The sequence below is a fragment of the Streptomyces sp. NPDC057743 genome, from assembly GCF_042798755.1.
GTDB lineage: Bacteria > Actinomycetota > Actinomycetes > Streptomycetales > Streptomycetaceae > Streptomyces.
The window spans coordinates 180,164-203,746 of record NZ_JBHVJX010000013.1; the positions used below are offsets into that span (position 1 = coordinate 180,164).

Here is a 23,583-nt window from a genome sequence, read left to right on the forward strand (position 1 = left end):
GGGCCGTAGTCACTCCGACTCCAGCATCGGGCACCGGCGCCGTTCATGCCATTGCGGACGGGAGGCGGGACGGGAGGCCGGATGGGGGTGGGAGGGGGCGCATGCCAGGACACGCGACGGGCCGCACGACGGTGCCTCACGACGAGGCGCGCGACGGGCCTCACGACGAGGCGCGCGATGGGACGCTTCCCCGCCCACGCCAACGGTGCGGTGCCCGTCCACCGGCCTTAGCGCCCGCCGGCCGGCCTCCGGCCTCAGCGCCCGCCCGCGCCCGTGCCGCCGCCCCGCTGGTCCCGGATCTCCTGCACCACCCGGGCCGCCGTCTCCCGCACCGCCTCCGTCTCGGTCAGGAAGTGCCACCAGTCCGGGTGCCGCCCCTCCAGCCCCGCGACCGCCCGGTCCAACCGGGCCACCGCCTCGTCCAGTGGGCCGGCGTGCCGCGGATCGGGCGTACTGCGCCCGGCCATCGCCAGTCGCTGCGCGTCCCGGATCGCGAAACGGGTCCGTTCGATCTCCTGCTGCCGGTCGGCCGCCACCGCGTCCAGCCGCCGCAGCCGGTCGCCGGCCGCCGACACCGCCTCGTCGGTGGAGTTCAGCAGCGCCCGCACCGTCGCCAACCGGTCGGTGGCGTCCGCCCAGCGCTGCTCCCCGCGGGCCTGCTCGCCCTCCCGGAGCGCGGCCCGGGCCCGCTCGACGGCGTCCATCGCCTGCTCCGGCACCTTCTGGAGGTCCTGCCAGCACGCCGCGCTGTACCGCCGCCGCAGCTCGCTGAGGACCGGAGCGACCTGCTGGGCGCGGGTGGTGATCGCCTCCGCGCGGGTGCGCAGCGACACCAACCGCTTGTCGATCTCCGCCGCGGTCGCCGGCAGCCGCTCGGCCTCCGACCGGAGCGCCCCGGCCTGCCGCTGCACCTCCTCCGCGCGCCGGATGGTCTCCGGTACGCCGTGCTGCGCGGCCCCCTGGTTGAGCTTGGTCAACTCGGGCCCGAGCGCCGCCAACCGGGCCGCGAGGTCGTCGGCCCGCAGGCCCTGCGCCCGGACCGCGTCCAGCGCGTTGCTCGCCGCCAGCAGCGCCTGCCGGGCCTGCTCCACGGCCGGCGCGACCCGCGCCAGCTGGGTCTCGGCGTTCTCCAGCAACGGCGCGAGGCTCTGCGCGAACCAGTCCAGCTCCGACCGGACCCGCTCCAGCTCCTCCCGGGCCCGGGTCAGGTCCGCCCGCGCCCGTGCCAGCGCCGCACCGTCGATGTCGTCCCGATCGAGGTCATGGGAGTCGACCGCGGTGATGTACCCCTGGCTGACCTGGTCGATCCGCGCCCCGAAGCTCTGGTACTCGGCCGCGGCCTGCCGGCCCCGCGGCGAGTTGTCGACGGCGGTGACCGTCTCCACCGAGATCCGCAGGTCCCGGTGGGCGGTGTCGAGCTCGTAGAACGCGGCCGCCGCGGCGTCCTTGGCGGCCTGCGCATCGGCCCGCTGACTCTCCCCGCGCCCCCCGAACCAACGCCGGGTGCCGCCCCCGGCGAACGCCATCGGCGCCACCGCCACCAGCAGCGGCAACGGCAACAGCACCAGCCCCACCATCTCCCGGGCCGCCTGCCGGACCTGGCTCCCGCGGGTGCGACGGCGGTCCCGCCGCCCGGACGGCCGCGACCACGGCTCCATGTGTGTCCCCGTCACATCCCTCTCCCGATCGGATCGCCCCAGGACCGGCTGACATTCTCCCACCCACCCGAACGAACATCCCGCCCGCAGAGTTCACGCCCACCCGCCACGACCCCGCCCGCCCGCTGTCCCACGGCCGGGTTTGCAGGTCCGCCCCCGCGGCAAGGTAGTCTGTCGGCTCGTCCAGGGCGCATAGCTCAGCGGTAGAGCGCTGCTCTTACAAAGCAGATGTCACAGGTTCAAATCCTGTTGTGCCCACCAGTGCCATCGGCACCGACGTCATCGAGGCCCAGGCCCCCCACGGGGAGCCTGGGCCTTCGTCTTTCCTGTGCCCGCCGGGTGCCGCCTTTCCTTATGGCCGGCCGCGGGTATCCGTGTGCCTCCGGGGCCGTCCGCCGTCGGCGGCTGCGTCTGTATGTGTTCAGTGTCCGCGGAGCTTCAGTGCTCGATCGGCTTCAACTCGCCTGCATGAGGGCCTGGTTGGAGGTCGGATGCGCTCGGGGTTGAGGGGTGTTCCGGTTCCGGGTGTGGGTGGAATGTGCCGATTTGCCCTTGGGGGTTTCTGTCTGTGTGTGTATCGTGGGACGCGAAGGCTTGAACTTTCAAGTAAATTGGTTGGAGTAGTTACGCGACGGTCCGCGTGGGTGGTCCGTCGGACGGTTCGGATGGAATGAGCGTTTGTCATGACAACCCCCCACAGTGCGTCCGCGGCCGAGACGGCCGGTACCGCGGTGCGTAAAGCCCCTTCTCAGCACGGCTATGACGTCGGGCTGCTGGTGCTGCGGCTGGTCCTCGGGCTGACCATGGCGGCGCACGGTGCGCAGAAGTTGTTCGGCTGGTTCGGCGGGGGCGGGCTGGACGGCACCGCGAAGTTCTTCACGGCGAGCGGTTACCCGTCGGGCAAGGTGATGGCGGTGTGCGCCGGCCTTACCGAGACGCTCGGCGGGCTCGGGCTGGTACTCGGGCTGCTCACGCCGTTGGCCGGCGCGGCGGTGGTCGGCACGATGATCAATGCGCTGGCGGTGAAGTGGGGCGGCGGCTTCTTCGCGCCCGAGGGCGTGGAGTACGAGCTGCTGCTCACCGCCGGGGCGGCCGCGCTGGCGCTGACCGGGCCCGGCCGTTACGCCGTCGACCGCTTCCTGCCCGTACTGCGCGCGCACCGGCTGGTGTACGGCGTGGGCGCGCTCGTCCTGGCCGTGGTGTTCGCGGCCATTGTGTTGGTGCTCCGCAAGTGAGGTCCGGGCCCCCGGGAGCCGGGGGCCCGCCCGCGGCGGTGGCGTAGGAGCGGGAACGAGTTGAGGGAAGATCGGAGGGCTGATGTCCGTACGGCGGCTCAATCATGCGGTGTTGTACATCCGTGAGGTGGCGCGGTCGGTGGCGTTCTACACCGAGGTGCTCGGGTTCACGGTGGACGTGGAGATTCCGGGGCGGGCGGCCTTTCTGAGTGCGCCCGGCTCGCAGAACGACCACGACCTGGGGCTCTTCGCGGTGGGGGCGAACGCCCCGGGCCCGGAGGGCGGCCGGATCGGGCTGTACCACCTGGCCTGGGAGGTCGGGTCGTTGGGCGATCTGGCGGCGGTCGGGGCGCGGCTGCGGGAGCGGGACGCGCTGGTCGGCGCCAGCGATCACCTCGTCTCCAAGTCGCTCTACGCCCGGGACCCGGACGGGAACGAGTTCGAGGTGATGTGGCGGGTGCCGAAGGAGGACTGGCCGGGCCCGGAGGACGGGGCGGCCCGGGTGCTGCCGCTCGACCTCGCCGCGGAGTTGGCGCGTTGGGGCCCGGATCTACTGACGGGCGCGGCGGCCGGCTCGGCCACCTGAGGCGTCGCGGGGGCGGGGCCTACGGGGCCTCTTGCGTGGCTGCTTGGCCGTGTCGCGGCCCTCTCCACGGGATGGGTGGGGAGGGCCGCGACACGTTTGTCGGGCGGGGGCCGGGTGCGGTTGCCGCGGCCGGCACCACCGCCCATGGCAGGGCGCCTACGTGCTCAAGAGGTGCCCGCCTCGTCGGTGGTGGTAGGAGCCGGCGGGGCGGTGTTCTCGGCCGGGTGGGCGGGGGACGTGCGGGCGGCCCAGCGCTTCTCGACGCCGCCGAGGCGCCAGTACGCCAGTGCCACCGCCCACACCACGACGAACAGGCCGACGATGACGAAGCCCGCGTTGTCGAGGTTGAGGGCGGAAATCGCCCCGGTCAGCGGGTCGTTGAGGCCCAGCTTGTCGTGCAGGACGGTCACCAGCTCGACGGTGCCGATCAGGAACGCGACGGCGATCGACAGGCCGGTGATGGTGAGGTTGTAGTAGACCTTCCGCACCGGGTTGGCGAACGCCCACTGGTACGCGAAGTTCATGAAGGTGCCGTCGAGGGTGTCGAAGAGGCTCATTCCGGCGGCGAACAGCAGCGGCAGGCACAGGATCGCGTACCAGGGCAGGCCCGCGGCGGCGCCGCTGCCCGCCATCACTATCAGCGTCACCTCGGTCGCGGTGTCGAAGCCGAGGCCGAAGAGGAAGCCGAGCGGGTACATCTGGCCGGGGCGGCTGACGGACTTGGTGAGGCGGCCCAGGACGCGGTTCATGAAGCCGCGGGAATCCAGGTGCGCCTCCAGCTCCTGCTCGTCGTACGTGCCCGAACGCATTGCCCGGAACACCTTCAGGATGCCGATCAGGGCGACCAGGTTGAGGGCGGCGATGAGGTAGAGGAAGGTGCCGGAGGCGGTGGTGCCGACCAGGCCGAGCGTCTGGTGCGCGGCGGAGTCGTCGTTCATCAGGGTGCCGGCGAGCTGGGCGCCGCCGGCCACCAGCGCGGCCATCACGACCACCACGCTGGAGTGGCCGAGGGCGAACCAGAAGCCCACCGAGACCGGCCGCTTGCCGTCGGCCATCAGCTTGCGGGTGGTGTTGTCGATCGCCGCGATGTGGTCGGCGTCGAAGGCGTGCCGCATACCCAGGGTGTACGCGGTGATGCCGAGGCCGGCGCCGAACACCTGGCTGCCGACGGCGTAGTGGCCCGGCACGACCAGGAGGAAGAGCACGCCGAAGGCGACGACGTGCAGCGCGGCTATCACCGCCATCAGGCCGGCCGTGCGGACGGTGTCGCGGCGTTGCCAGCGGAACGACCCGGCGGCCGCGGGGGTGCCGACGGGCAGGGGACTTACGGGAGTTGATGGGGAGGAAAGGGAGGAAGGGGAGGAAGAGGGAGTTGGGGGAGTGGGGGGATTGGCCGGGGGGTCGGTGGACAGGGCCATGCGGTCATCACGCTCCAGCACCTCGTGGATTGCTCGGTGAGATGCCGTGGCCGGTCTCCTGGCTTGGGGGTACCTCCCGTTGCACGAGGGCTTGGGAGGGGGTGCGCGTCCGCCCGCCTTCCCGGCCGCAGGCTGCGGTCAGTGGCGCCGTACGCGCAGGTCGCGCGCACGGAGAGGGGCGGAAACTCCCCGTCACAGTGGCGAGGGCCGCGCCGGCCTGGGACACGAGGTCCGTCACCGGTCTTCCCGAGCACCACGGCCTGGTCACTCTAGCGGGCACCGTCGAGAACCAGTCGTGCGCCTCGGGAGCCAGCCAGCCACGACGTGGGAGCCAGCCACGACGCGGGAGTTGGCCGCGACGCGGGAGTTGGCCGCGACGCGGGAGTCAACCCACGACGTGGGAGTCGGCCAGGCGGCCCCGGAAGGTCCCGGTCCGGGTCAGAGCGCCAAGGAGGACAGGAAGGCGTGGAGCTCCTGGTCGAAGAGCGGGGTGTTCTCCAGGTTGACCATGTGGCCGGCGCCCGGGATGCGTATGCGGCGGGCATCGGGGACCCGTAGCGCTATCGCATGGGCGTTGGCGGAGATGTCGGTGGAGTCGAGGTCGCCGTCGAGGACGGTGGTCGGCACCCGGATCTCGTCGAGGCGGTCGAACGCCCCGACCTCCTGGGGCATGCCCAGGCCCACGCCGTCGGCGTGCACCTCCACGTTGGCGCATGCGGAGGCACGCATCCGCTCCCGGAAACCCGGGTGTACGGCGGAGGGGGTGCGGTACGGCCCGTCGACCCACATTCGCAGGAAGTGCTCCACATAGCGCTCCGCGCCGTCCGGTGCGCCGATCGCGGCGACCTGTTCCCGGATGTGCTCCAGGATGAAGGGGTCCGTGAAGGCGCGACCGCTGATCCCGGGGGAGGCGAGGAACAGGGCCGTGACCCGGTCCGGGTGGGCGAGCGCGGTGTCCAGCGCGACCCGGGAGCCGTGTGAGAGGCCGACCAGGACGGCGCGCGGTATGTCGAGCGCGTCCAACAGCGCCACCAGGTCGTCGTGGTTGGCCCAGTCGCCGGTCACCGTGGAGGAGAGGCCGTGCCCGCGGGAGTCGTAACGGACCACCTGCAGGCCGGAGTTGACCAGCCAGGCGAACTGCTCGTCCCACATGTGCTGGTCGAGCATCCCGCCGTGCAGCAGCACCACCGCGGGCCCCGAGCCGGCCGTCTCGTAGAACAACTCGCCGTCGTCGACCGGCACGGTGTCGTTGTCGATCTCGGACCATGCCTGGAAGTCGTGGGTCATCGTGCGGGCCGTTCTGTGCGGGACGGGCGGTCGGTCGGACGGGCGGGCGCCGGGGGCCGGTGCCCGATTGCGGGCGGTATGGCGGCCGGTGTGGCGTCCATGGATGAGGCGTCCCGCTTTTCGGGATTGCCGCTTTCCTCCGGGAGAACGCGCGAACCGTCCGCCAAGTGCCGGAATTCCTCGCCGAGCCGATCGAGGACCCGCAGTGCCGTGCGGACCTCGCCGCTCGACAGGTCGGCCAGGCCGTGTCGGAGCTCCGCGGCCTCGGCGTCCTGTATGCCGCGCATCACCTCCGAGCCCTCGTCGGTGAGCCGGATCAGGGACGAGCGGCGGTGCGCGGGATTGGGGGCCGTCACGACCAGGCCCAGCTCCGCCGCGTGGTTCACCCAGCGCTGCACCGGCTGCCGGTCCAGCCCCAGCGAGCGCGCCAACTGCGGGACGGTGCGCGGGCCTTGGGCGCGCAGCGCGTCGAGCAGGGCGTGCTCGCCGGCGGTCATGCCGGTCCCTTCGAGCTCGCGCTCCACCGCGCGCACGATCGTCCGGTGCAGCGGCCACAGCCGCCGGATGACGTCGTACAGCAGCTCCTCGGTCGCGCCGCGACCGCCGTCCTCGACGCGGTGACCGGCCCACTCGCTCGACTCGCGCGGACCGGAACCCCCTTCGACGATGCTCATGATGAACCCCCCTCATCGACACTCATGTTGTCATGATGACATCTGCGATGTCGTTTCGGAAGGCGTGTGGAAAAGCGCGCGCCACCGCCGTCGGGTGGGGAACGGCGGTGGCGCGGGGCTGAGTTGGTGCGGGGCGGGGCGGGGCGGGGCGCCGGCGGGCGGTCAGTCGTCCAGGGGGAGCGGGGCCTCGTCGTCGGTGAACGTGACGACGAGGTCGGCGCGCGGCCGGGTGGCGGCCACGAGGCGGGCGTTGGCCTCGTCGGAGGTGCGGACGAAGTCCTCGGCGTCGGTGCGCAGTCGACCGAACCGCTCGTGCCGGTCGATCAGTCGCCGCACCCGCTCCGGGCCGTCCAGCTCGATGTACCAGACCTCGTCGAGGAGTTCGCGGATCCGCGCCCAGGGGTCGGAGTGCAGCAGGAGGTAGTTGCCCTCGGTGATGACGAGCGGGACGTGCGGCGCCACGGGGATGCTGCCGGCGACCGGCTCCTCCAGGCGGCGGTCGAACGCCGGGGCGTAGACGGGCGTACCGGATTCGGGGGCGCGCAGCCGGGCCAGCAGCGAGGCGTAACCGGCGGGGTCGAAGGTATCCGGCGCGCCCTTGCGCTCCGTGCGGCCCAGGCGGCGCAGTTCCGCCTCGGCGAGGTGGAAGCCGTCCATGGGGACGAGCGCGGCCTGGCCGGTCAGTTCCGCCGCCAGTCGGACGGCGAGGGTGGACTTTCCGGCGCCCGGCGGCCCGGCTATGCCGAGCAGCCGGCGCCGGCCGGGCGTCGCGGAGGAGGCGAGCCGGCGGGCACGGGCCACGAGGTCGTCGAGGTTCATGATGGGTCCATCGTGCCTGATCGGCCGGGGTGGCCACCGGGCGGCCGAGCAGACCGTCCAGCTGCTGACAGGAGGAGCCGTCGCCCCGTCAGCAACGGGACGTGTCCCCGCCCGTCAGTAACGGGACGTGCCCCGCCGCCCGTCAGTAACGCGCCCGCTCCCGCGCCCCGCCCCCGCTCACCGTTCCGCGCCCAGGCGCCACAGGGACGTGACCTCCGCGGCGCGGGCCACGTGGAGCGGGTCGGAGGTGTCGCGGGCGCGGGGGTGGCGGGGGGCGATGTCGAGCCGGTCGAGGACGGTGAGGCCGCCCTCGGCGAACGCGTCGAGCAGCGCGGCGCGCGGCCGCAGCCCGAGGTGTTCGGCCAGGTCGGAGAGGATCAGCCAGCCCTCGCCGCCCGGGGTCAGATGGTCGGCCAGGCCGGCCAGGAAGCCGTGCAGCATCCGGTTGCCGGGGTCGTAGACCGCGTGCTCCACGGGGGAGGTGGGCTTGGCCGGCACCCACGGGGGGTTGCAGACGACGAGCGGGGCGCGGCCGGCCGGGAAGAGGTCCGCCTCGACGATCTCCACCCGGTCCGCGACGCCCAGCCGTTCGGTGTTCTCCCGGGCGCAGGCCAGGGCGCGCGGATCCTGGTCGGTGGCCACCACCCGTTGGACGCCGCGGCGGGCCAGTACCGACGCCAGCACGCCGGTGCCGGTGCCGATGTCGAACGCCAGCTCCCGGCTCGGCAGCGGGGCCTCGGCTACCAGGTCGACGTACTCGCCGCGGGCCGGGGAGAAGACGCCGTAGTGCGGATGGATCCGGTCGCCCCCGAGGGCGGGGATCTCCACGCCCTTGCGGCGCCATTCGTCGGCGCCGATCACGCCGAGCAGTTCCCGTAGGGAGACCAGGGAGGCGGTGTCCCCGGTGGCGCCGGCGGGCAACTCGGCCTCGTCGGGGGCGCCGTAGGCCCGGGCGCACGCCTCGCGGACGTCGGGCGCCCGGTGCAGCGGGACGGCCAACCGCGCGTCCAACGGGATCAGCAGCATGCCCAGGATGCGGGCGCGCTGGTTCTGGGCGGCGCGGTGCAGGTGGAACGCCTGGGTGACATCGGCCGGCGGCGCCTTGCGCGGGCGGCGGTCCACCCGGCGGGCCAGCGCGGTCAACAACTGGCGGGCGTTGTGGAAGTCGCCGCGCCACAGGAGCGCGGTGCCCTCGCAGGCGAGCCGGTAGGCGTCGTCGGCCCGGGTGCGGTCGTCCGCGAGGGCGATCCGCCGGGGCGGCCGGGCGCCGTTCTCGGAACGCCAACGGGCGGTGCGGACCTGGTCGTCCTCGGTCCATTCGACGACCGGGGGGTGGTTCACCACGGTGTGCCTCGCGTCAGTGGTTCGAAACCCGCGCCCTGGTGCCGCCGGGTGCGGCAGCGCGCCCTGGGGAGAGGGGTGGGGTGGTGATGACGTTCGACTCTACTCGGTTCCGGGGGCGGGCCCTTCGGCCCTGCCCCACCCGTTGGCGCGACGACAGGATGGGAAGAGCCGGTCAAATGGCGTGCAGTACGGTCAGATCGGTCCTACTCGGGCGAGGCGCCCGCGTACACGGGTTCAAGGGTGGAGGCGTTATGGGCAGCTTGCCGGTCATCGTCGGCGTCGACGGATCCGCGGACAGCGAGCGGGCGTTGCGCTGGGCGGCGGACGCGGCCCGGGTGCGGTCGGCGCCACTACGGGTGGTGCATGTGTGGCCGTATGCCACCGCCGAGCGCGCCGCGGCCGGTGAACGGGGCGGCGACCCGGTCCTGGCCGACCTCCGGGACCGGCCCTACCTCGCGGACCTCCCGGACGTGGAGTTCCGCGGCCTGAGCGGGCTGGCCGACAACCAGCTGCCCGCACTCGGGGCCGAGGGGCAGCTGCTCGTCCTGGGATCGCGGGGCCGCGGCGGCTTCACCAGTCTGCTGCTCGGCTCCAACGGGCTGGCCTGCGCCGCCCGCTCCGCCTGCCCGGTCGTGGTGGTGCCGCGGCCGGACCGCGCCGGCACCCGGCAGGGCCCGGACGGCGAGGCGGTGCCGCCGGCCGTGCGGCGGGTGACCCTCGGCGTGGACGCCTCCTGTGACGAGCCCGCCGCGATCGGCTTCGCGCTCGCCGAGGCCGCGCGGCGGGGCGCCCGCCTCCAGGTCGTCTCCGGCTACACCTGGCCGATGCTGCTGCCGCCCGCCTTCGAGTACGCGGCGGTCTACGAGGCCACGCAGGAGGAGTACGAGGACGCGCTCGGCGTCCAGTTGGTGGACGCGCTCGCGCCCCACCGGGCCCGCCATCCCGAGGTCGAGGTGACCGTGCAACTGCGTGCGGAGGACGCCGCCGGGCAGCTGGTGGCGGCGTCCGCGGCGAGCGATCTGGTCGTGGTGGCCCGGCACCGGCGCCGGCTGCCGATCGGCCCGCGGCTGGGGTCGGTGGCGCACGCGGTGCTGCTGCACGCGGTCTGCCCGGTCGCCGTGGTGCCGGAGACCAGGGACGAGGACGCGGCCGAGGCGCCGGCCGACGAGGGGGATTCCGCGGCCTGAGGCGGGCGCGTGGCGGGCGGCCGGCGGTCAGTGCGCGGCGGTCTCCCGCTCGGGGCGGCGGACGACGTAGGCGGCCACCGAGCCGGCGACGAAGAGCGCGAGGACGGAGAGGGCGGTGCTCACCCAGGAGGCGCCGAGCCACTGCCCGCCGAAGTAGCCCAGGCTCACGCTGTATGCCGCCCATACCAGGCCGGCCAGTGCCGACCAGGGGAGGAACTCGCGCGCCGTCCGGTGCGCCACCCCGGCGCCCAGGCTGACCACGGAGCGCCCGGCGGGCGCGAAACGGGCCAGCACGACGATGGGGCCGCCGCCCCGGATGAGCGCCGCGCCCAGTCGCTCCTGGGCCGCGGACAGCCGCCGGGAGCGGCCGATGGCGCGGTCGAAGCGGTCGCCGCCGCGCCAGGCCAGCCGGTAGGCGACCAGGTCGCCGAGGACCGAGGCGGTGGCGGCGCAGAGCACCAACGAGGCCATTTCGGCCAGGTGGTTGGCGCCGGAGGAGGCGACGTCGGCGGTACCGGAACCGGCGGCGGTGGTGGCCGCGGTGATCACCAGGACCCCGCTCGGCAGGATCGGGACGAAGACGTCGAGGACCACGGAGAGCCCGACGATCACGTACACCCAGGGGGTGCCGCTCAGCGACCCCAGGCTCTCCACCATCGACTTGCTCCCGGTCCGGACCCCGCCGCGACGTCGCTTAAGGCGCGGCAGGGGCGGCACTACGGCCATACAGCGTACGCCTGGCCGAAACGGACGGGTGGGCCGGGGCGGGAAGCGGCCCGCCCCGGCCCACCGCCGGTGTCAGGAGGGCGTCAGGCGGCGCTCGGCTCGCGCGTGCTGGCCGGTTCAGGCCGCTGCTCCGGGGTGCCGAAGAAGAGCCGGTCCAGCGCCCAGGAGCCGGGGCCGGTGAAGACGATCAGCAGGAACGCCCAGCAGAACATCGCGGCCGCCTCGCCGCCGTTCTGGATCGGCCACAGCGCGTGCGGCTGGTGCATCGTGAAGTAGGCGTAGGCCATCGAGCCGGAGCTGATCAGGGCCGCCGGGCGGGTACCCAGGCCCAGCAACACCAGGAGGCCGCCGGCGAATTGGATGACCGCGGCGTACCAGGAGGGCCAGGCGCCGGTGGGGACGGTGTGGCCGTTGCCCATCGCCCCACCGAGGACGCCGAAGAGCGAGGACGCCCCGTGGCAGGCGAAGAGCAGCCCGACGACGATGCGGTAGAGCGCCAGGACGTGCGGGGTCGTTCGCTGGGTGAAGGAGCTCAAGGGAGCGGACATCTGGGACTCCTGTGGTCGGGGACGGGCGAGTGCGGGGGACGACGCACCCACCGGGGTCTTGTAGATTAGGGGAACCTAATTAATGCTTGCAAGTTCAACATTCCGCCGCAAAGGCGGAGCTATTGGTCCGAACCAATGCGCCGTCGGGAGTTTGCGCGGTGCGCGGCGCCGCCCGCGCCACCGCGCGGTGCAGTGCGCCCCGTCTCGTCGCCCGATGCGCCGGCGCGGCCTTCGCGCGGGCGGCGCGATGCGCGCGCGGAGGCCGTCTCACCAGGACGTGGCCACCCGCCTACAGTGAGCGCGTGCTGCTGCCGGTCAACCCCACCCTGGGGATCGTCCTCGCCGTCCTGCTCGTCGCCGCCGTGGCCGCCGCCGCGCTGGCCCGCCTCGGCCACGCCCGCGCGATCGCCCTCGCCGGCCTGCGCGCGGCGGCCCAACTCGCCGCCGTCTCCTCCCTCATCGGCTGGGTCGTGCACGCTCTGCCGTGGCTGCTGTGCTTCCTGGTGCTGATGTTTGCGGTGGCGGTCCGCACGGCGGGCCGCCGGATCACCGCCAACCGCACCTGGTGGTGGGCCGCGGTGCCGATCGCCGCGGGGGTGCTGCCGGTCGTCTGGGTGCTGCTGCTCACCGGCCTGGTGCCGCCGCGCGGCCTCAACCTGATCCCGGTCGTCGGCATCCTCATCGGCGGCGCGCTGACCGCCACCGTCCTCGGTGGCCGGCGGGCGCTGGACGAACTCCAGTCGCGCCACGGGGAGTTCGAGGCGGGGCTGGCGCTCGGCCTACTGGAGCGGGAGGCGCGCATGGAGGTGGCCAGGCCGGCCGCGTCCGACGCGCTGCTGCCGGGGCTCGACCAGACCCGCACGGTGGGCCTGGTGACCCTCCCCGGGGCGTTCGTCGGCATGCTGCTGGGCGGCGCCTCGCCCGTACAGGCCGGCGCCGTGCAACTCTTCGTCCTGGTCGCGCTGTTGGCCGTGCAGGCGGTGTCCTGCGCGGTGGTCCTGGAGCTGATAGCCCGCGGGCTGCTCCACCGAGCGCCGACGGGCGGCTGACCGGGTGCGTACGCCGGGGTGCGCACCCCGGGGCGCCTCAGCCTGTGATGCGCACCGCGATGCCGCCGTCCACCAGGGCCTCGATGTGGATCTGGGTCAGGTCGCGGACGTGTGCGGTGGGCGCGAACTGGGCGGCGCGGTCGCCGACCCCGACGACCCGCATGCCGGCGGCCCGGCCGGCCTCGATGCCCGCCTCGGAGTCCTCGAAGACCAGGCAGTCCTCGGGCGCGAACCCCAGCTCGGCGGCGCCCTTGAGGAAGCCCTCCGGGTCCGGCTTGCTGGCGCTCACCGACTCCGCGGTGATCCGCACCTCGGGCATGGGCAGCCCGGCCGCGCCCATCCGGGCGTCGGCCAGCGCGCGGTCGGCGGAGGTGACCAGGGCGTGCGGGAGGCGGGCCAGCGCGGCCATGAAGGCGGGGGCGCCCGGCACCGGCACCACGCCCTCGGTGTCGGCGGTCTCCTGCGCCAGCATCAGGCGGTTGTCCGCCAGGTTCTGCTCCATGGGGCGGTCCGGCAGCAGCGCCGCCATCGTGGCCCAGCCCTGCCGCCCGTGGACGACCTTGAGGACGTCCTCGGCCGACAGTCCCTGCTCGGCCGCCCAGCGCCGCCAGCAGCGCTCCACCACGGCCTCGGAGTTCACGATCGTCGAGTCCATGTCCAGCAGCAGTGCGCGGGCTATGAGCGTGGTGGTGGCCGTCATCGGCGGGCTCCTGGGCGCGGAGGGCTGGCAGCGGACTGTCAGTCGGCGGAAAAGAGAACAAGTGGCCCCGCCCGCCGGTCAGGGGGTGCGGGCGGAACCACTTTGTTTTTTCACGATACAAAGAGCCCTGGGGCGCCGACAACCGCATACGCCCCTGAACGGCATGGCATTCGTCACGGCCCGGGGCAGATGTCCGTCTGCGGGACCGGTCGGCCGCGCTGTATGCCGCGTGCCCGACGACCCGGGGCGCGCGCCCGGCGACGGGTCTCCCGGGCCGACGGATCTCTCCCGGTTCACGGTGGGGCGGTGCGAGCCTCCAGGGACGTGCGGGTCGCCGGCCCGTAGACGCCGTCCGGATCGCCGCGCACCCCGTAGCTCTCCTGGTAGCGCGCCACCGCGTCCCGTACGGCGGCGCCGTAACGGCCGTCCGCCGCCCCCGTATAGAGCGCCATCTGCCGCAGGCGCCCCTGGAGTTCGATCACCTCCGGGCCGCTGGAGCCCTCGCGGAGCACGATCGGCCCGGTGGGCGGCGCGCTGGGGGAGGTGCCGCCCGAGGGGGCCGCGACGCTGCCGGACGCCCGTACGGGAGGGGGCGGCGGGAGGACCCGTGTCCGGTAGGGGCGGGGCGGGATGCTGGGGGGTCGGCGGGAGCGCGAGGTGGTGGGGGAGGGGCGGTCGGAGGTCGGCGCGGAGGTGGCGGGGGTCGGGGCGGCCGCGGTGGGCGGGACAAGGCCGCGGTCCGGGGGCGCCGCGCGGTCGCGCCCACCCACCGGGAGCGCGACGGTGCCGACGACGAGCGCCGCCACGGCCGCGGCGGCGCCGATGCCGGCCCATACGGCAAGGCGGGGGCGGCGGGGGCCGGTGGCGGCGGGCGCTTCCGGGCCGGGCCCGGAGGGAGGCGGGGGCGCCGCGCCCTCAGGGGGTGGCACAGACGTGGCCGCGCCCTCCGGGGGCGCGCCGGACGAGAGGAAGGTCCTGGATATCGGCCCCGTGGGGCGCGGCGCCCGGTGGACCGCGGCGTCCACGCCCGGTAAGTCGGCCAACTCCTCCCGCCGCTCCCGCCAACCGCCGGGCGGGGCACCGGCGCCGGTCCCCCGCTCGCCCCCGCTCGCCCGACCTCCGCCGTCCTCCCCGCCGTCCCCGCCCTGCCCCTCCGGTGCGTAGGGGTGCTCCCGTAGGGAGACGTACGGGCGGACGCGCAGCGGATCGAAGTCCTCCGCCTCGGCCGCCGCGCACAGACAGCTCGGCCGGCCGTCCCCGCGTACCGGGGCGAAGCAGTGCGGGCAGGTGGCTGCTGCCATCGCGAGGTCCCCTCTCTGGAGGCGTGAACCGGCAGCCGATTATTCAAGCGGTCGCCGCTCCCCGCAGGCGCTCCCCGACATCCGTCCGACGCATCCCGGTACCGCCCGAACCGTCCGCCGCCCCTGGCGCAGCCACCGGGCCCCGGGTCGTCGCCCCGCCCCTCAGCGGGCCATATCGGGTGGAACCGCCCACGATGGAGTCACGAACCGCAACGGCGGCCGCAACAGTCACCACCACACGCACAGCCGCAGACACCGCAATCACGACAGTCACAGCAGTCAGGACAGCCAAAGCAGTCACAGCAAACGCAAGGGACGACCCCCGGCAAGCACCCCGCACCCCGCCCCCAAGGGAGAAGACGCTCATGGCGCAGGACACCGGCGCTCCGGCCGTTCCCGGCGAGGTGGACCGTTCCCGACGGACGGTCCTCGTCGCGATCGGCGCGCTGCTGCTCGGCTTGCTCATCGCGGCGCTCGACCAGACCATCGTCGCCACCGCGCTGCCCACCATCGTCAGCGACCTCGGCGGCCTGGACCACCTCTCCTGGGTGGTCACCGCCTACTTGTTGGCCTCGACGGCCGCCACGCCCCTATGGGGCAAGCTGGGCGACCAGTACGGCCGCAAGAAGCTGTTCCAGGCCGCCATCGTGATCTTCCTGATCGGCTCGGTGCTCTGCGGCATCGCGCAGAACATGGGGGAGCTGATCGGCTTCCGCGCCCTCCAGGGACTGGGCGGCGGCGGCCTGATCGTGCTGTCCATGGCGATCGTCGGGGACATCGTGCCGCCCCGCGAACGCGGCCGCTACCAGGGGCTGTTCGGCGCCGTCTTCGGCGGCACCAGCGTCCTGGGGCCGCTGCTCGGCGGCCTCTTCGTCGACCACCTGAGCTGGCGCTGGGTCTTCTACATCAACGTCCCCATCGGCGCCGTCGCGCTCGCCGTCATCGCCGCCGTGCTGCACATCCCGGCCCGCCGCACCCCGCACCGCATCGACTACCTGGGCACCGCCCTGATCGCCGCGGTCGCCGCCTGCCTGGTCCTGATGACCTCGCTCGGCGGCGTCAGCTACCCCTGGGGCTCCTGGCAGACCGCGCTGCTCGCCGGGCTCGGCGCGGTGCTGCTCGCGGCCTTCGTGCTCGTCGAGCGCCGGGCCGCGGAACCCGTCATCCCGCTGCGGCTGTTCCGCCTGCGCACCTTCAGCCTCTGCGCGGTCATCGGCTTCGTCATCGGCTTCGCGATGTTCGGCTCGATGACGTACCTGCCGACGTTCCTCCAGGTCGTGCAGCGGGTGTCGCCGACCATGTCCGGCGTGCACATGCTGCCGATGGTGTTCGGCATGCTGCTGTCCTCCACCGCGTCCGGGCAGATCGTCTCCCGTACGGGCCGCTACAAGTTCTTCCCGGTAGCCGGCACCGCCGTGGTCACCCTCGGCCTGCTGCTGTTGCACCGGCTCGACCCGTCCAGCGGCGTCGTCCGGATGAGCATCTACTTCTTCGTCTTCGGTTTCGGGCTCGGCCTGGTCATGCAGGTGCTGGTGCTGATCGTGCAGAACGCCGTCCCCTACCGGGACTTGGGGGTGGCCACCTCTGGCGCCACCTTCTTCCGCTCCATCGGCGCCTCGTTCGGCGTCTCCATCTTCGGCACGATCTTCGCGGGACGGCTCGGCCCGCGGATCGCCGACGCCCTGGCCGGGCAGTCGCTCCCGCCCGGCGTGACGCCGGCGGCGATCGCCCAGGACCCGCGCACCATCGGCACGTTGCCGCCCGCGCAGGCCGCCGGCGTCCTCGGCGCCTACTCCAGCTCCATCACCGACGTCTTCCTCTACGCGGTCCCGGTCGTCCTGGTCGCCTTCGTGCTGGCCTGGTTCCTCAAGGAGGAGCCGCTGCGCGGCAGCGTCACCGCCCCCGACACCAGCGAGGTGCTCTGTTCCAACCCGGTGCAGCGGTCCTCCCGGGAGGAGGTCGCCCGCGCGCTGTCCAAACTGGGCAGCATGGCGGGCCGCAAGGACATCTACGAGAAGATCACCGCCCGCGCCGGGCTGGACCTCAGACCGGCCGCCAGTTGGCTGGTGCTGCGCATCCACCGCTACGGGTCGGTGGAGCCGGCGCTGCTCGCCGAACGCACCCGGGTGCCGCTCGGGGTGGTCACCGAGGGCGTCCGGCAGATCGAGGAGCGCGGACTGGCCGAGCGCGAGGGGCTGATGCTGCTGCTCACCGACGACGGCCGCCAGGTCGCGGAGCGGCTCTCCACGGCTCGTCAGGAGTCGCTGGCGGAGCTGCTGGGCGACTGGTGGACCAAGGACCGGCCCACCGACCTCACCGAGCTCGTCCAGGAGCTCACGGCGGAGCTGTGCGGCTCGGACGAGGAGGAGCCGGACGACGGCGACGCCCGCCAGCCGGTGCCGCGGAGCCCCGGCCGCGCGCGGTCGCCGCGCCCGCCGGACCTCACCAAGTAGCCGGCACCCCGCGCCCGGTTGCCGCGGCCCCTTTTCACCAACTGGCCGGCGGTGCCGTCCCGTTGGCCGGCTCACCGTCCGTCGGCGCCGTCAGTCGTTTCTCGAAGAAGACCTCGGCGTAGGGGTCGTTGAAGTGGTACGGGGCGATCTCCGCGTAGCCGTGCCGGCGGTAGAGGGCGACGGCCTCGGTCAGGTCCAGCCGGGTGTCCAGCCGGATGCGTTCGGCGCCCAGGCGTCTCGCGGTCGCCTCCACGGCGCGCATCAGCGCGCCCGCCGCGCCCCGCCCGCGGCTGCCGGGCCGCACGAACACCTGCTTCAACTCGGCCGTCCTGGCGTCCAGCAGCCGCACCCCGGCGCACCCGGCCAGCTCCCCGTCGCGGCGCGCCACCAACAACTCCCCGTGCGGCGGCGCCAGATCGCCGAGCGGATAGTCGGCGACGCCCTCGTCGATCTCCTGCGGCGTCGAGCGGCGGCCCTCGTGCAGCACGTAGTAGCGGTCGGCCACGTCGGTGTAGTACTCGCGCAGCAGGTCGCGCGCGAGCGGCGAAGTAGCCGGCTCGGCAACGATCGTCCAGGGGTGGGTGGCACGGTCGCACATGGCGCCATTCTCCCGGGGTCGGGGCGGCGATCCGCAAGGGCGTTTCCCGGCGCCGGGGCGCCGGTGCGGCCGCTCAACGTCGCGGCCGGCCACCGGTGTTGCTTCCGAGGGCCGGCCGTGGCGTACGGGAGGGGAGCTCAGGCGCTCTTGGGCGCCGCCTGCTGCACGACCTCGAAGGACCACAGCGTCGAGCCGCTGGCGGCCGGCTTGGGGCGCTCGCCGCCCTCGCCGCCCTGCTGGTGGGCGGCCTTCATCGGGCCCTCCATCCACGCCTGGAACGACGCCTCGTCGCGCCACCGGGTGTAGACGAGGTACTGGTCGGTGCCCTCGACGGGGCGCAGGAGTTCAAACCACTCGAAGCCGTCCGCGGAGTCCACCGTCCCGGCGCGGGAGGCGAAGCGCTTCTCCAGGACCTCTCGCTGCTCGGCGGGGACGGTCAGCACATTGATTTTGACGATGCTGGGCACAGGACACCTTTCACAAACCGGACGCCTACCGGCGCCGTAATCGACCGGGTGCGTGCAGTCTGCTACATCGGCCGGTCAAGGCGTCGTGAGGACGGTCTCCGGGCCGGTCGGGCGGCTCAACGGGAGCGGCGCCAGGGCGCCGGGGGAGGGGTGCGGGAAACACGAAACGGCCGGGCGCCGGGACCTTTTGGAGGTCCGGCGCCCGGCCGTCGTGTCAGGCGTGGCGCGATCAGCGGGCCGCGGCGGCGCCGGTCAGCTTGCGGGCCTCGGCCTCGGTCTCCACCGCCGGCGGGGAGCCGGGCAGCTGCTTGCCGGCGCTCTCGGACATCAGCAGGACCGCGATGCCGCCGATCACGGCGGCCGCCATCATGTAGTACGCGGGCATCATCTTGTTGCCGGTCGCGCCGATGAGGGCGGTGACCACCAGCGGCGTGGTGCCGCCGAAGACCGAGACGGAGATGTTGAAGCCGATCGACAGCGAGCCGTAGCGCACCTTGGTCGGGAAGAGCGCGGGCAGCGTCGAGGGCATCGAGGCGGTGAAGCACACCAGCAGCAGGCCGAGCGCGCCGAGGCCGAGCGCGATGGCGGCCAGCGAGCCCTGCCGGATCAGCAGCAGCGCCGGCACCGACAGCACCAGGAAGCCCACGCAGCCGGCGCCGATCACCGGGCGGCGGCCGAACCGGTCGGACAGCTTGCCCACGAACGGCTGGACGCACATCATCGCGACCATGACGCCCAGGATCACCAACAGGCCGTGCGTCTCGTCGTACTTCAGCTCCGAGGTGAGGTAACTCGGCATGTACGACAGCAACATGTAGTCGGTGACGTTGAAGACCAGGACCAGGCCGACGCAGAACAGCATCGCGCGCCACTGGCCGAAGACCATCTGGCGGACGCCGATCCGCTTCTCGGCCTGCCGGCGCTCCTTCTCCTTGGCGTGCGCCTCCCGCTCCAACTGGGCGAAGGCCGGGGTCTCTTCGAGCCGCATCCGCAGGTACAGGCCGATGAGGCCCATCGGGCCGGCGATCAGGAACGGGATCCGCCAACCCCAGGAGTACAGGTCGTCGGTGGACAGCAGCGCGGTCATCAGCGTGACCAGGCCGGCGCCGCCGACGTAGCCGGCGAGGGTGCCGAACTCCAGCCAGCTGCCGAGGAATCCGCGCTTCTTGTCGGGCGCGTACTCGGCGATGAAGGTGGAGGCGCCGCCGTACTCGCCGCCGGTGGAGAAGCCCTGCACCAGGCGGGCGATGAGCAGCAGGATCGGCGCGCCGACGCCGATCGTGTCGGACGAGGGGATCAGGCCGATGGCGAAGGTCCCGACGGCCATCATGATCATGGTGATGGCGAGGACCTTCTGGCGGCCGATGCGGTCGCCGAGCGGGCCGAAGAACATCCCGCCGATCGGACGGACCAGGAAGGCCGCGGCGAAGGTGCCGAAGGTCGACAGCAGCTGCGTGGTCGAGTCCCCGGACGCGAAGAAGACGTGGCCCAGGGTGACCGCGAGGTAGCTGTAGACACCGAAGTCGAACCACTCCATCGCATTGCCGAGGGCGGCCGCCGACACCGCGCGCTTCACCATCGACGGGTCGACGACGGTGACCTCGCCCGGTGCCTGCTGGGATGCCTCCTGCTGTGGGGAGGCGGCGTCGGCCTTCTTGCCGACGCCGGTATGGGACCCGGGTGCGAGGGGGGACTGCGTCGGCACGTGTTCGCTCGCCTGCGCTCTCTGGGACGACTACAAGGACTGCCCCGCCATGGCGTGACGGCGCAAAGGACGACCATACGGGCAGACCGGGTCATCACGGACAGTGCGCGATCGAATGCGCAGCCACTCGCCTACCCGCTCCTCGCTGGGTAAACATGCATCCGCTAACTTTTTTTACGGGGGTCGGTTTGTGATCCATGTCGCGGAGATTGGCTGCAACCAGGGCGCCATCGTGGCGTGGGTCACACGGAATTGGGGCTTCCGAGGCGTGTTCGCGCCTTCACATACGGAAACGGCGCGACGGTGTACGGGCCACCGCCGCGCCGAGGGATCGTCGCGTTCCTTCAGGATCGACGAGCGGACAAAGCCCCGCCAGTCGGGCAGTTGCGACGGTGCTCGCTTTACGGGATCAATGACCGCTAGGGGGCAATGTCCCGCTGGGGGTCTGTGCCCCGCTACGGCATCCACGCCTCGTAGGACATCACCTCTCCCGCGGTGACCCGGAAGTCGGGCAGGTCCTCGGTGAAGGTGATCTCCGTGCCGAGGAGTTGGCCGGTGCGCGGATCGAAGATCACCATCTGGCGGGTGGCGTCCGCGGCGTCGGTGGCGCCGGCCATGCCGTCGTGCACGAACGCCACCCCGCGCCGGCCCAGCCGGTCGGTGACCGCGCCCGCCGGCCGCAGGCCCCCGGTGTCCGCCAACACCCGCACGATCGCGGCGCTCTCCCGCGGCCCCGGCGTCCACTCCTGACGGAACGCGGACAGCGCCATCAGCAGCCGCGGCACGGCCGCCGCGCTCCTGTCGTCGACGCCGGCCGCGCCGTACAGCGAAGTCAGCAGCGCGCGCAGCGCCTTGGGGTCGGTGGGCGGCCGCGTCCGGGCGGCCAGGCCGTCGTGGCCCGCGTCGGAACCGGGCGGATAGCTCGCGCGGTGCAGCACCTTCCCGTCGCTGACGGTCCGCCACTGACCGCCGGCATCGTGGATGACCGGCCGGCCCGGGTGCAGCGGGTCGGTGGCGACGACCAGTTCGGAGCCGCTGCCGTCGGCGTTCCACCGGGTGATCCGCTCCTGTGGCACGGTCACCGGGGGCGTCGCGTCCGGGCCGGTCCCCATGGACAGGCTCCAGCTCTGCAGATGGCTGCCGCGCCGCGGCCCGTCCCCGGGGCCGGCGGCCCTGGCCCGTTCCTCGGCGAGGCGGGCCAGCGCGTCCAACGAGGGGGCCGCGCCGCCCGCGCGCGGGACCAGCGCCGCCGGCGCCGCGACGGCCCGACCGCTGCCGGCGTCGGTGAGCATGAAGGCGAGCACCGCGACCAGCGCCAGCACCGCCGCCTCGGCGCGCAGCACCAGGCGCCGCCGGGCCCGCCGGGTGCGGGCGCCGTGCAGCAGCCGGTTCAGCGCGCGCTCCGCGGGGGCGTCCAACGGGCGGTCCCGCCACCGCCCTTCGCCGGCCGGCACCGGGTTCGCCGCGCGCAGCAGCTCAAGTTCCTCACTCATGGCCGTCGCCTCCTCCTCGTACGGACACCGCGGTCCGGGTGCGGTCGATCTCCGCGCGAAGGCGGCGCCGGGCCCGGTGCAGCCGCATGGCCGCCGCGCTCCGGCCGCAGCCGAGGGCCACCGCCAGCTCCTCGACGCCCAGTTCCTCCCAGGCGGTCAGCCGCAGCACCTCCTGGTCGGCGGCCGAGAGCCGGTCCAGCGCCTCGTGCACCCAGGAACCGGGCCGCTCGGCGTCCGGGCTCGCCACCGTCTGCCGGCCGTGCGCCGCCTCGTGGTGGCCCAGCCGGTGCAGCAGCCGCCGGTAACGGCCCATCCCCCGCACCGTATTGGCCAGGCAGTTCCGGGCCACCCCGTACAGCCAGGGCAGCGGCGGATCGGGAAGCTCGGCCCGCCGCCGCCACGCTATGGAGAAGACGTCCGCCACCACCTCCTCGACCTCGTGTGCCGGGGCGTCCAACCGCCGCGCCACGAAGCGGCTGACCGCCCAGTAGTGCGCGCGATAGGCCTCGGCGAAGGCGTCGTCCGTGCTCATGAACCCCCTGTGTCCGGCAACGCCCCGATCTTCACACCCCACCCACGTGACCCATCCCACCCGCCCCACCGGCCACTTCGGGCCCACCGGCGGTGACGATCCGCGGGCCGCCGGACACCAACGGAGCATGAAGCTCCCCGCAATGTCGTCCCCGGCGACCGGGCCCGCGGCGCAGCGGCCCACCGCCGCCCGGCCCGCCGCGCCGCGGAACCCGGTGACGTGGCTGACGACCACCGACCACAAGACCATCGGCACGCTCTACTTGGTCACCGCCTTCGCCTTCTTCTGCGTCGGCGGCCTGCTGGCCCTGCTGATGCGCGCCGAACTGGCCCGCCCCGGCCACCAGTTGCTCTCCAACGAGCAGTTCAACCAGGCGTTCACGATGCACGGCACGCTCATGCTGCTGATGTTCGCGACGCCGCTGTTCGCCGGCTTCGCCAACTGGATCATGCCGCTCCAGATCGGCGCCCCCGATGTGGCCTTCCCCCGGCTGAACATGCTCGCCTACTGGTTCTACCTCTTCGGCTCGCTGATCGCCGTCGGGGGGTTCCTCACGCCCCAAGGGGCCGCGGACTTCGGCTGGTTCGGGTACGTCCCGCTCTCCGACGCCGTCCACTCCCCGGGGGCCGGCGCCGACATGTGGATCATGGGTCTGGCCTTCTCCGGCTTCGGCACGATCCTCGGTGCGGTCAACTTCATCACCACCATCATCTGCATGCGCGCCCCCGGCATGACGATGTTCCGGATGCCGATCTTCACCTGGAACGTGCTGCTGACCGGTGTGCTGGTCCTGCTCGCCTTCCCGGTGCTGGCCGCCGCGCTGTTCGCCCTGGAGGCGGACCGTAAATTCGGTGCCCACGTATTCGACGCGTCCAATGGCGGCGCCTTGCTGTGGCAACACCTCTTCTGGTTCTTCGGCCATCCAGAGGTGTACATCATCGCCCTGCCGTTCTTCGGCATCATTTCCGAGGTCATTCCGGTCTTCTCCCGGAAGCCGATGTTCGGCTACATCGGCCTGATCGCCGCGACGATTTCCATCGCCGGCCTTTCGGTGACGGTCTGGGCGCACCACATGTACGTCACCGGCGGCGTATTGCTCCCGTTCTTCTCCTTCATGACGTTCCTGATCGCCGTGCCGACCGGCGTGAAGTTCTTCAACTGGATCGGCACGATGTGGAAGGGCTCGCTCTCCTTCGAGACGCCGATGCTCTGGGCCATCGGCTTCCTGATCACCTTCGTCTTCGGCGGGTTGACCGGCGTCATCCTGGCGTCCCCGCCGATGGACTTCCACGTCTCGGACACGTACTTCGTGGTGGCCCACTTCCACTACGTCATCTTCGGCACCGTCGTCTTCGCGATGTTCGCCGGATTCCACTTCTGGTGGCCGAAGTTCACCGGCAAGATGCTCGACGAGCGGCTGGGGAAAATCACCTTCTGGACGCTGTTCATCGGCTTCCACGGCACGTTCCTGGTCCAGCACTGGCTGGGCGCCGAGGGCATGCTGCGCCGCATTCCCGACTATCTCGCCGCCGACGGATTCACCACCCTGAACACCGTCTCGTCCCTCTTCTCGTTCCTGCTCGGCATGTCGATCCTGCCGTTCCTCTACAACATCTGGAAGACCGCCAAGTACGGCGAGAAGATCGAGGTGGACGACCCCTGGGGGTACGGCCGTTCGCTGGAGTGGGCCACCTCCTGCCCGCCGCCGCGGCACAACTTCCACCGCCTGCCGCGCATCCGCACCGAATCCCCGGCGTTCGACCTGCACCACCCGGACGTCGCGGCCGCGATCGAGGCATGAGG

The 23,583-nt window shown here is 72.8% G+C and carries 21 protein-coding genes, 1 tRNA gene and 1 riboswitch; of the genes, 7 read left to right on the top strand and 15 right to left on the bottom strand.

Translation table 11 applies throughout. The features are described from left to right. Positions 1-254 precede the first annotated feature (254 nt). Positions 255-1,577 (bottom strand): hypothetical protein, encoded by a 1,323-nt coding sequence (locus ACFVFQ_RS17440; RefSeq protein WP_383416296.1) that lies wholly within the window; start codon positions 1,575-1,577, stop codon positions 255-257. 267 nt (positions 1,578-1,844) lie between these two features. Here ACFVFQ_RS17440 and ACFVFQ_RS17445 point away from each other — a divergent pair. The 3 genes from ACFVFQ_RS17445 (at position 1,845) to ACFVFQ_RS17455 (ending at position 3,479) form a co-directional block, all read left to right on the top strand. Next, a tRNA-Val gene (locus ACFVFQ_RS17445) sits at positions 1,845-1,919 on the top strand. A gap of 422 nt (positions 1,920-2,341) precedes the next feature. Next, positions 2,342-2,893: a DoxX family protein gene (locus ACFVFQ_RS17450; protein WP_383416131.1), complete on the top strand. Its 552-nt coding sequence runs from the start codon at positions 2,342-2,344 to the stop codon at positions 2,891-2,893. Between the two features lie 82 nt (positions 2,894-2,975). Then, the gene (locus ACFVFQ_RS17455; protein WP_383416134.1) at positions 2,976-3,479 is read left to right on the top strand and encodes a VOC family protein; all 504 of its coding nucleotides are present in this window, start codon (positions 2,976-2,978) and stop codon (positions 3,477-3,479) included. A 164-nt stretch (positions 3,480-3,643) separates the two neighbouring features. On the opposite strand, the gene ACFVFQ_RS17460 is transcribed toward ACFVFQ_RS17455, so the two are convergent. The 5 genes from ACFVFQ_RS17460 to ACFVFQ_RS17480 all read right to left on the bottom strand — a co-directional run bounded on the left by ACFVFQ_RS17460 (position 3,644) and on the right by ACFVFQ_RS17480 (position 9,018). Next, on the bottom strand, positions 3,644-4,918 hold the full coding sequence (locus ACFVFQ_RS17460) for a HoxN/HupN/NixA family nickel/cobalt transporter (protein ID WP_383416137.1): 1,275 nt from the start codon (positions 4,916-4,918) through the stop codon (positions 3,644-3,646). Positions 4,919-4,927: 9 nt separating this feature from the next. Next, positions 4,928-5,170: riboswitch (cobalamin riboswitch) on the bottom strand. A 165-nt stretch (positions 5,171-5,335) separates the two neighbouring features. Further along, positions 5,336-6,184, bottom strand: a complete 849-nt coding sequence (locus ACFVFQ_RS17465) for an alpha/beta fold hydrolase (protein ID WP_383416140.1) — start codon at positions 6,182-6,184, stop codon at positions 5,336-5,338. Further along, the gene (locus ACFVFQ_RS17470; protein ID WP_383416143.1) at positions 6,181-6,858 is read right to left on the bottom strand and encodes a MarR family winged helix-turn-helix transcriptional regulator; all 678 of its coding nucleotides are present in this window, start codon (positions 6,856-6,858) and stop codon (positions 6,181-6,183) included. The genes ACFVFQ_RS17465 and ACFVFQ_RS17470 overlap by 4 nt, the downstream gene beginning before the upstream one ends. 162 nt (positions 6,859-7,020) lie before the next feature. Continuing rightward, positions 7,021-7,677 (bottom strand): nucleoside/nucleotide kinase family protein, encoded by a 657-nt coding sequence (locus ACFVFQ_RS17475; RefSeq protein WP_383416146.1) that lies wholly within the window; start codon positions 7,675-7,677, stop codon positions 7,021-7,023. Between the two features lie 177 nt (positions 7,678-7,854). Further along, positions 7,855-9,018 carry a methyltransferase gene (locus ACFVFQ_RS17480; protein ID WP_383416149.1) on the bottom strand — a complete coding sequence of 388 codons (1,164 nt, stop codon included), beginning with the start codon at positions 9,016-9,018 and terminating at the stop codon, positions 7,855-7,857. 254 nt (positions 9,019-9,272) lie between these two features. On the opposite strand from ACFVFQ_RS17480, the gene ACFVFQ_RS17485 reads away from it, so the two are divergent. Then, entirely contained in the window at positions 9,273-10,208 is a 936-nt protein-coding gene (locus ACFVFQ_RS17485) for a universal stress protein (protein ID WP_383416152.1), read from the top strand. Positions 10,209-10,235: 27 nt separating this feature from the next. On the opposite strand, the gene ACFVFQ_RS17490 is transcribed toward ACFVFQ_RS17485, so the two are convergent. Both ACFVFQ_RS17490 and ACFVFQ_RS17495 read right to left on the bottom strand, forming a co-directional pair. Then, complete coding sequence (locus ACFVFQ_RS17490; protein WP_383416155.1) at positions 10,236-10,865, bottom strand: DedA family protein; 630 nt, start codon at positions 10,863-10,865, stop codon at positions 10,236-10,238. A 152-nt stretch (positions 10,866-11,017) separates the two neighbouring features. After that, complete coding sequence (locus ACFVFQ_RS17495) at positions 11,018-11,482, bottom strand: DoxX family protein (RefSeq protein WP_383416158.1); 465 nt, start codon at positions 11,480-11,482, stop codon at positions 11,018-11,020. A 302-nt stretch (positions 11,483-11,784) separates the two neighbouring features. Between ACFVFQ_RS17495 and ACFVFQ_RS17500 the strand changes: the two genes are divergently transcribed. Further along, positions 11,785-12,531, top strand: a complete 747-nt coding sequence (locus ACFVFQ_RS17500; protein ID WP_383416161.1) for an ABC transporter permease — start codon at positions 11,785-11,787, stop codon at positions 12,529-12,531. Between the two features lie 37 nt (positions 12,532-12,568). Here the strand turns inward: ACFVFQ_RS17500 and ACFVFQ_RS17505 are convergent, their stop codons facing one another. Together ACFVFQ_RS17505 and ACFVFQ_RS17510 are read right to left on the bottom strand one after the other, a co-directional pair. Further along, a complete protein-coding gene (locus ACFVFQ_RS17505) occupies positions 12,569-13,231 on the bottom strand; it encodes an HAD-IA family hydrolase (protein WP_383416164.1) in 663 nt (220 codons plus the stop codon). 293 nt (positions 13,232-13,524) lie between these two features. Then, complete coding sequence (locus ACFVFQ_RS17510; RefSeq protein ID WP_383416166.1) at positions 13,525-14,532, bottom strand: peptidoglycan-binding protein; 1,008 nt, start codon at positions 14,530-14,532, stop codon at positions 13,525-13,527. Positions 14,533-14,897: 365 nt separating this feature from the next. Between ACFVFQ_RS17510 and ACFVFQ_RS17515 the strand changes: the two genes are divergently transcribed. Then, the gene (locus tag ACFVFQ_RS17515; RefSeq protein WP_383416169.1) at positions 14,898-16,985 is read left to right on the top strand and encodes an MFS transporter; all 2,088 of its coding nucleotides are present in this window, start codon (positions 14,898-14,900) and stop codon (positions 16,983-16,985) included. Positions 16,986-17,019: 34 nt separating this feature from the next. On the opposite strand, the gene ACFVFQ_RS17520 is transcribed toward ACFVFQ_RS17515, so the two are convergent. The 5 genes from ACFVFQ_RS17520 to ACFVFQ_RS17540 all read right to left on the bottom strand — a co-directional run bounded on the left by ACFVFQ_RS17520 (position 17,020) and on the right by ACFVFQ_RS17540 (position 21,780). Further along, positions 17,020-17,583, bottom strand: a complete 564-nt coding sequence (locus ACFVFQ_RS17520; protein ID WP_383416172.1) for a GNAT family N-acetyltransferase — start codon at positions 17,581-17,583, stop codon at positions 17,020-17,022. 137 nt (positions 17,584-17,720) lie between these two features. Then, entirely contained in the window at positions 17,721-18,050 is a 330-nt protein-coding gene (locus ACFVFQ_RS17525) for an antibiotic biosynthesis monooxygenase family protein (protein ID WP_383416175.1), read from the bottom strand. Positions 18,051-18,279: 229 nt separating this feature from the next. Further along, positions 18,280-19,755 (bottom strand): glycine betaine/L-proline transporter ProP, encoded by a 1,476-nt coding sequence (gene proP / locus ACFVFQ_RS17530; RefSeq protein WP_383416178.1) that lies wholly within the window; start codon positions 19,753-19,755, stop codon positions 18,280-18,282. 455 nt (positions 19,756-20,210) lie between these two features. Then, entirely contained in the window at positions 20,211-21,248 is a 1,038-nt protein-coding gene (locus tag ACFVFQ_RS17535; protein ID WP_383416181.1) for a CU044_5270 family protein, read from the bottom strand. Beyond that, positions 21,241-21,780, bottom strand: coding sequence for an RNA polymerase sigma factor (locus ACFVFQ_RS17540; RefSeq protein ID WP_383416183.1), 540 nt, complete (start codon positions 21,778-21,780; stop codon positions 21,241-21,243). The genes ACFVFQ_RS17535 and ACFVFQ_RS17540 overlap by 8 nt, the downstream gene beginning before the upstream one ends. Before the next feature lie 127 nt (positions 21,781-21,907). Between ACFVFQ_RS17540 and ctaD the strand changes: the two genes are divergently transcribed. Continuing rightward, positions 21,908-23,581: a cytochrome c oxidase subunit I gene (ctaD, locus tag ACFVFQ_RS17545; protein WP_383416186.1), complete on the top strand. Its 1,674-nt coding sequence runs from the start codon at positions 21,908-21,910 to the stop codon at positions 23,579-23,581. The last annotated feature ends 2 nt before the right edge of the window (positions 23,582-23,583 follow it).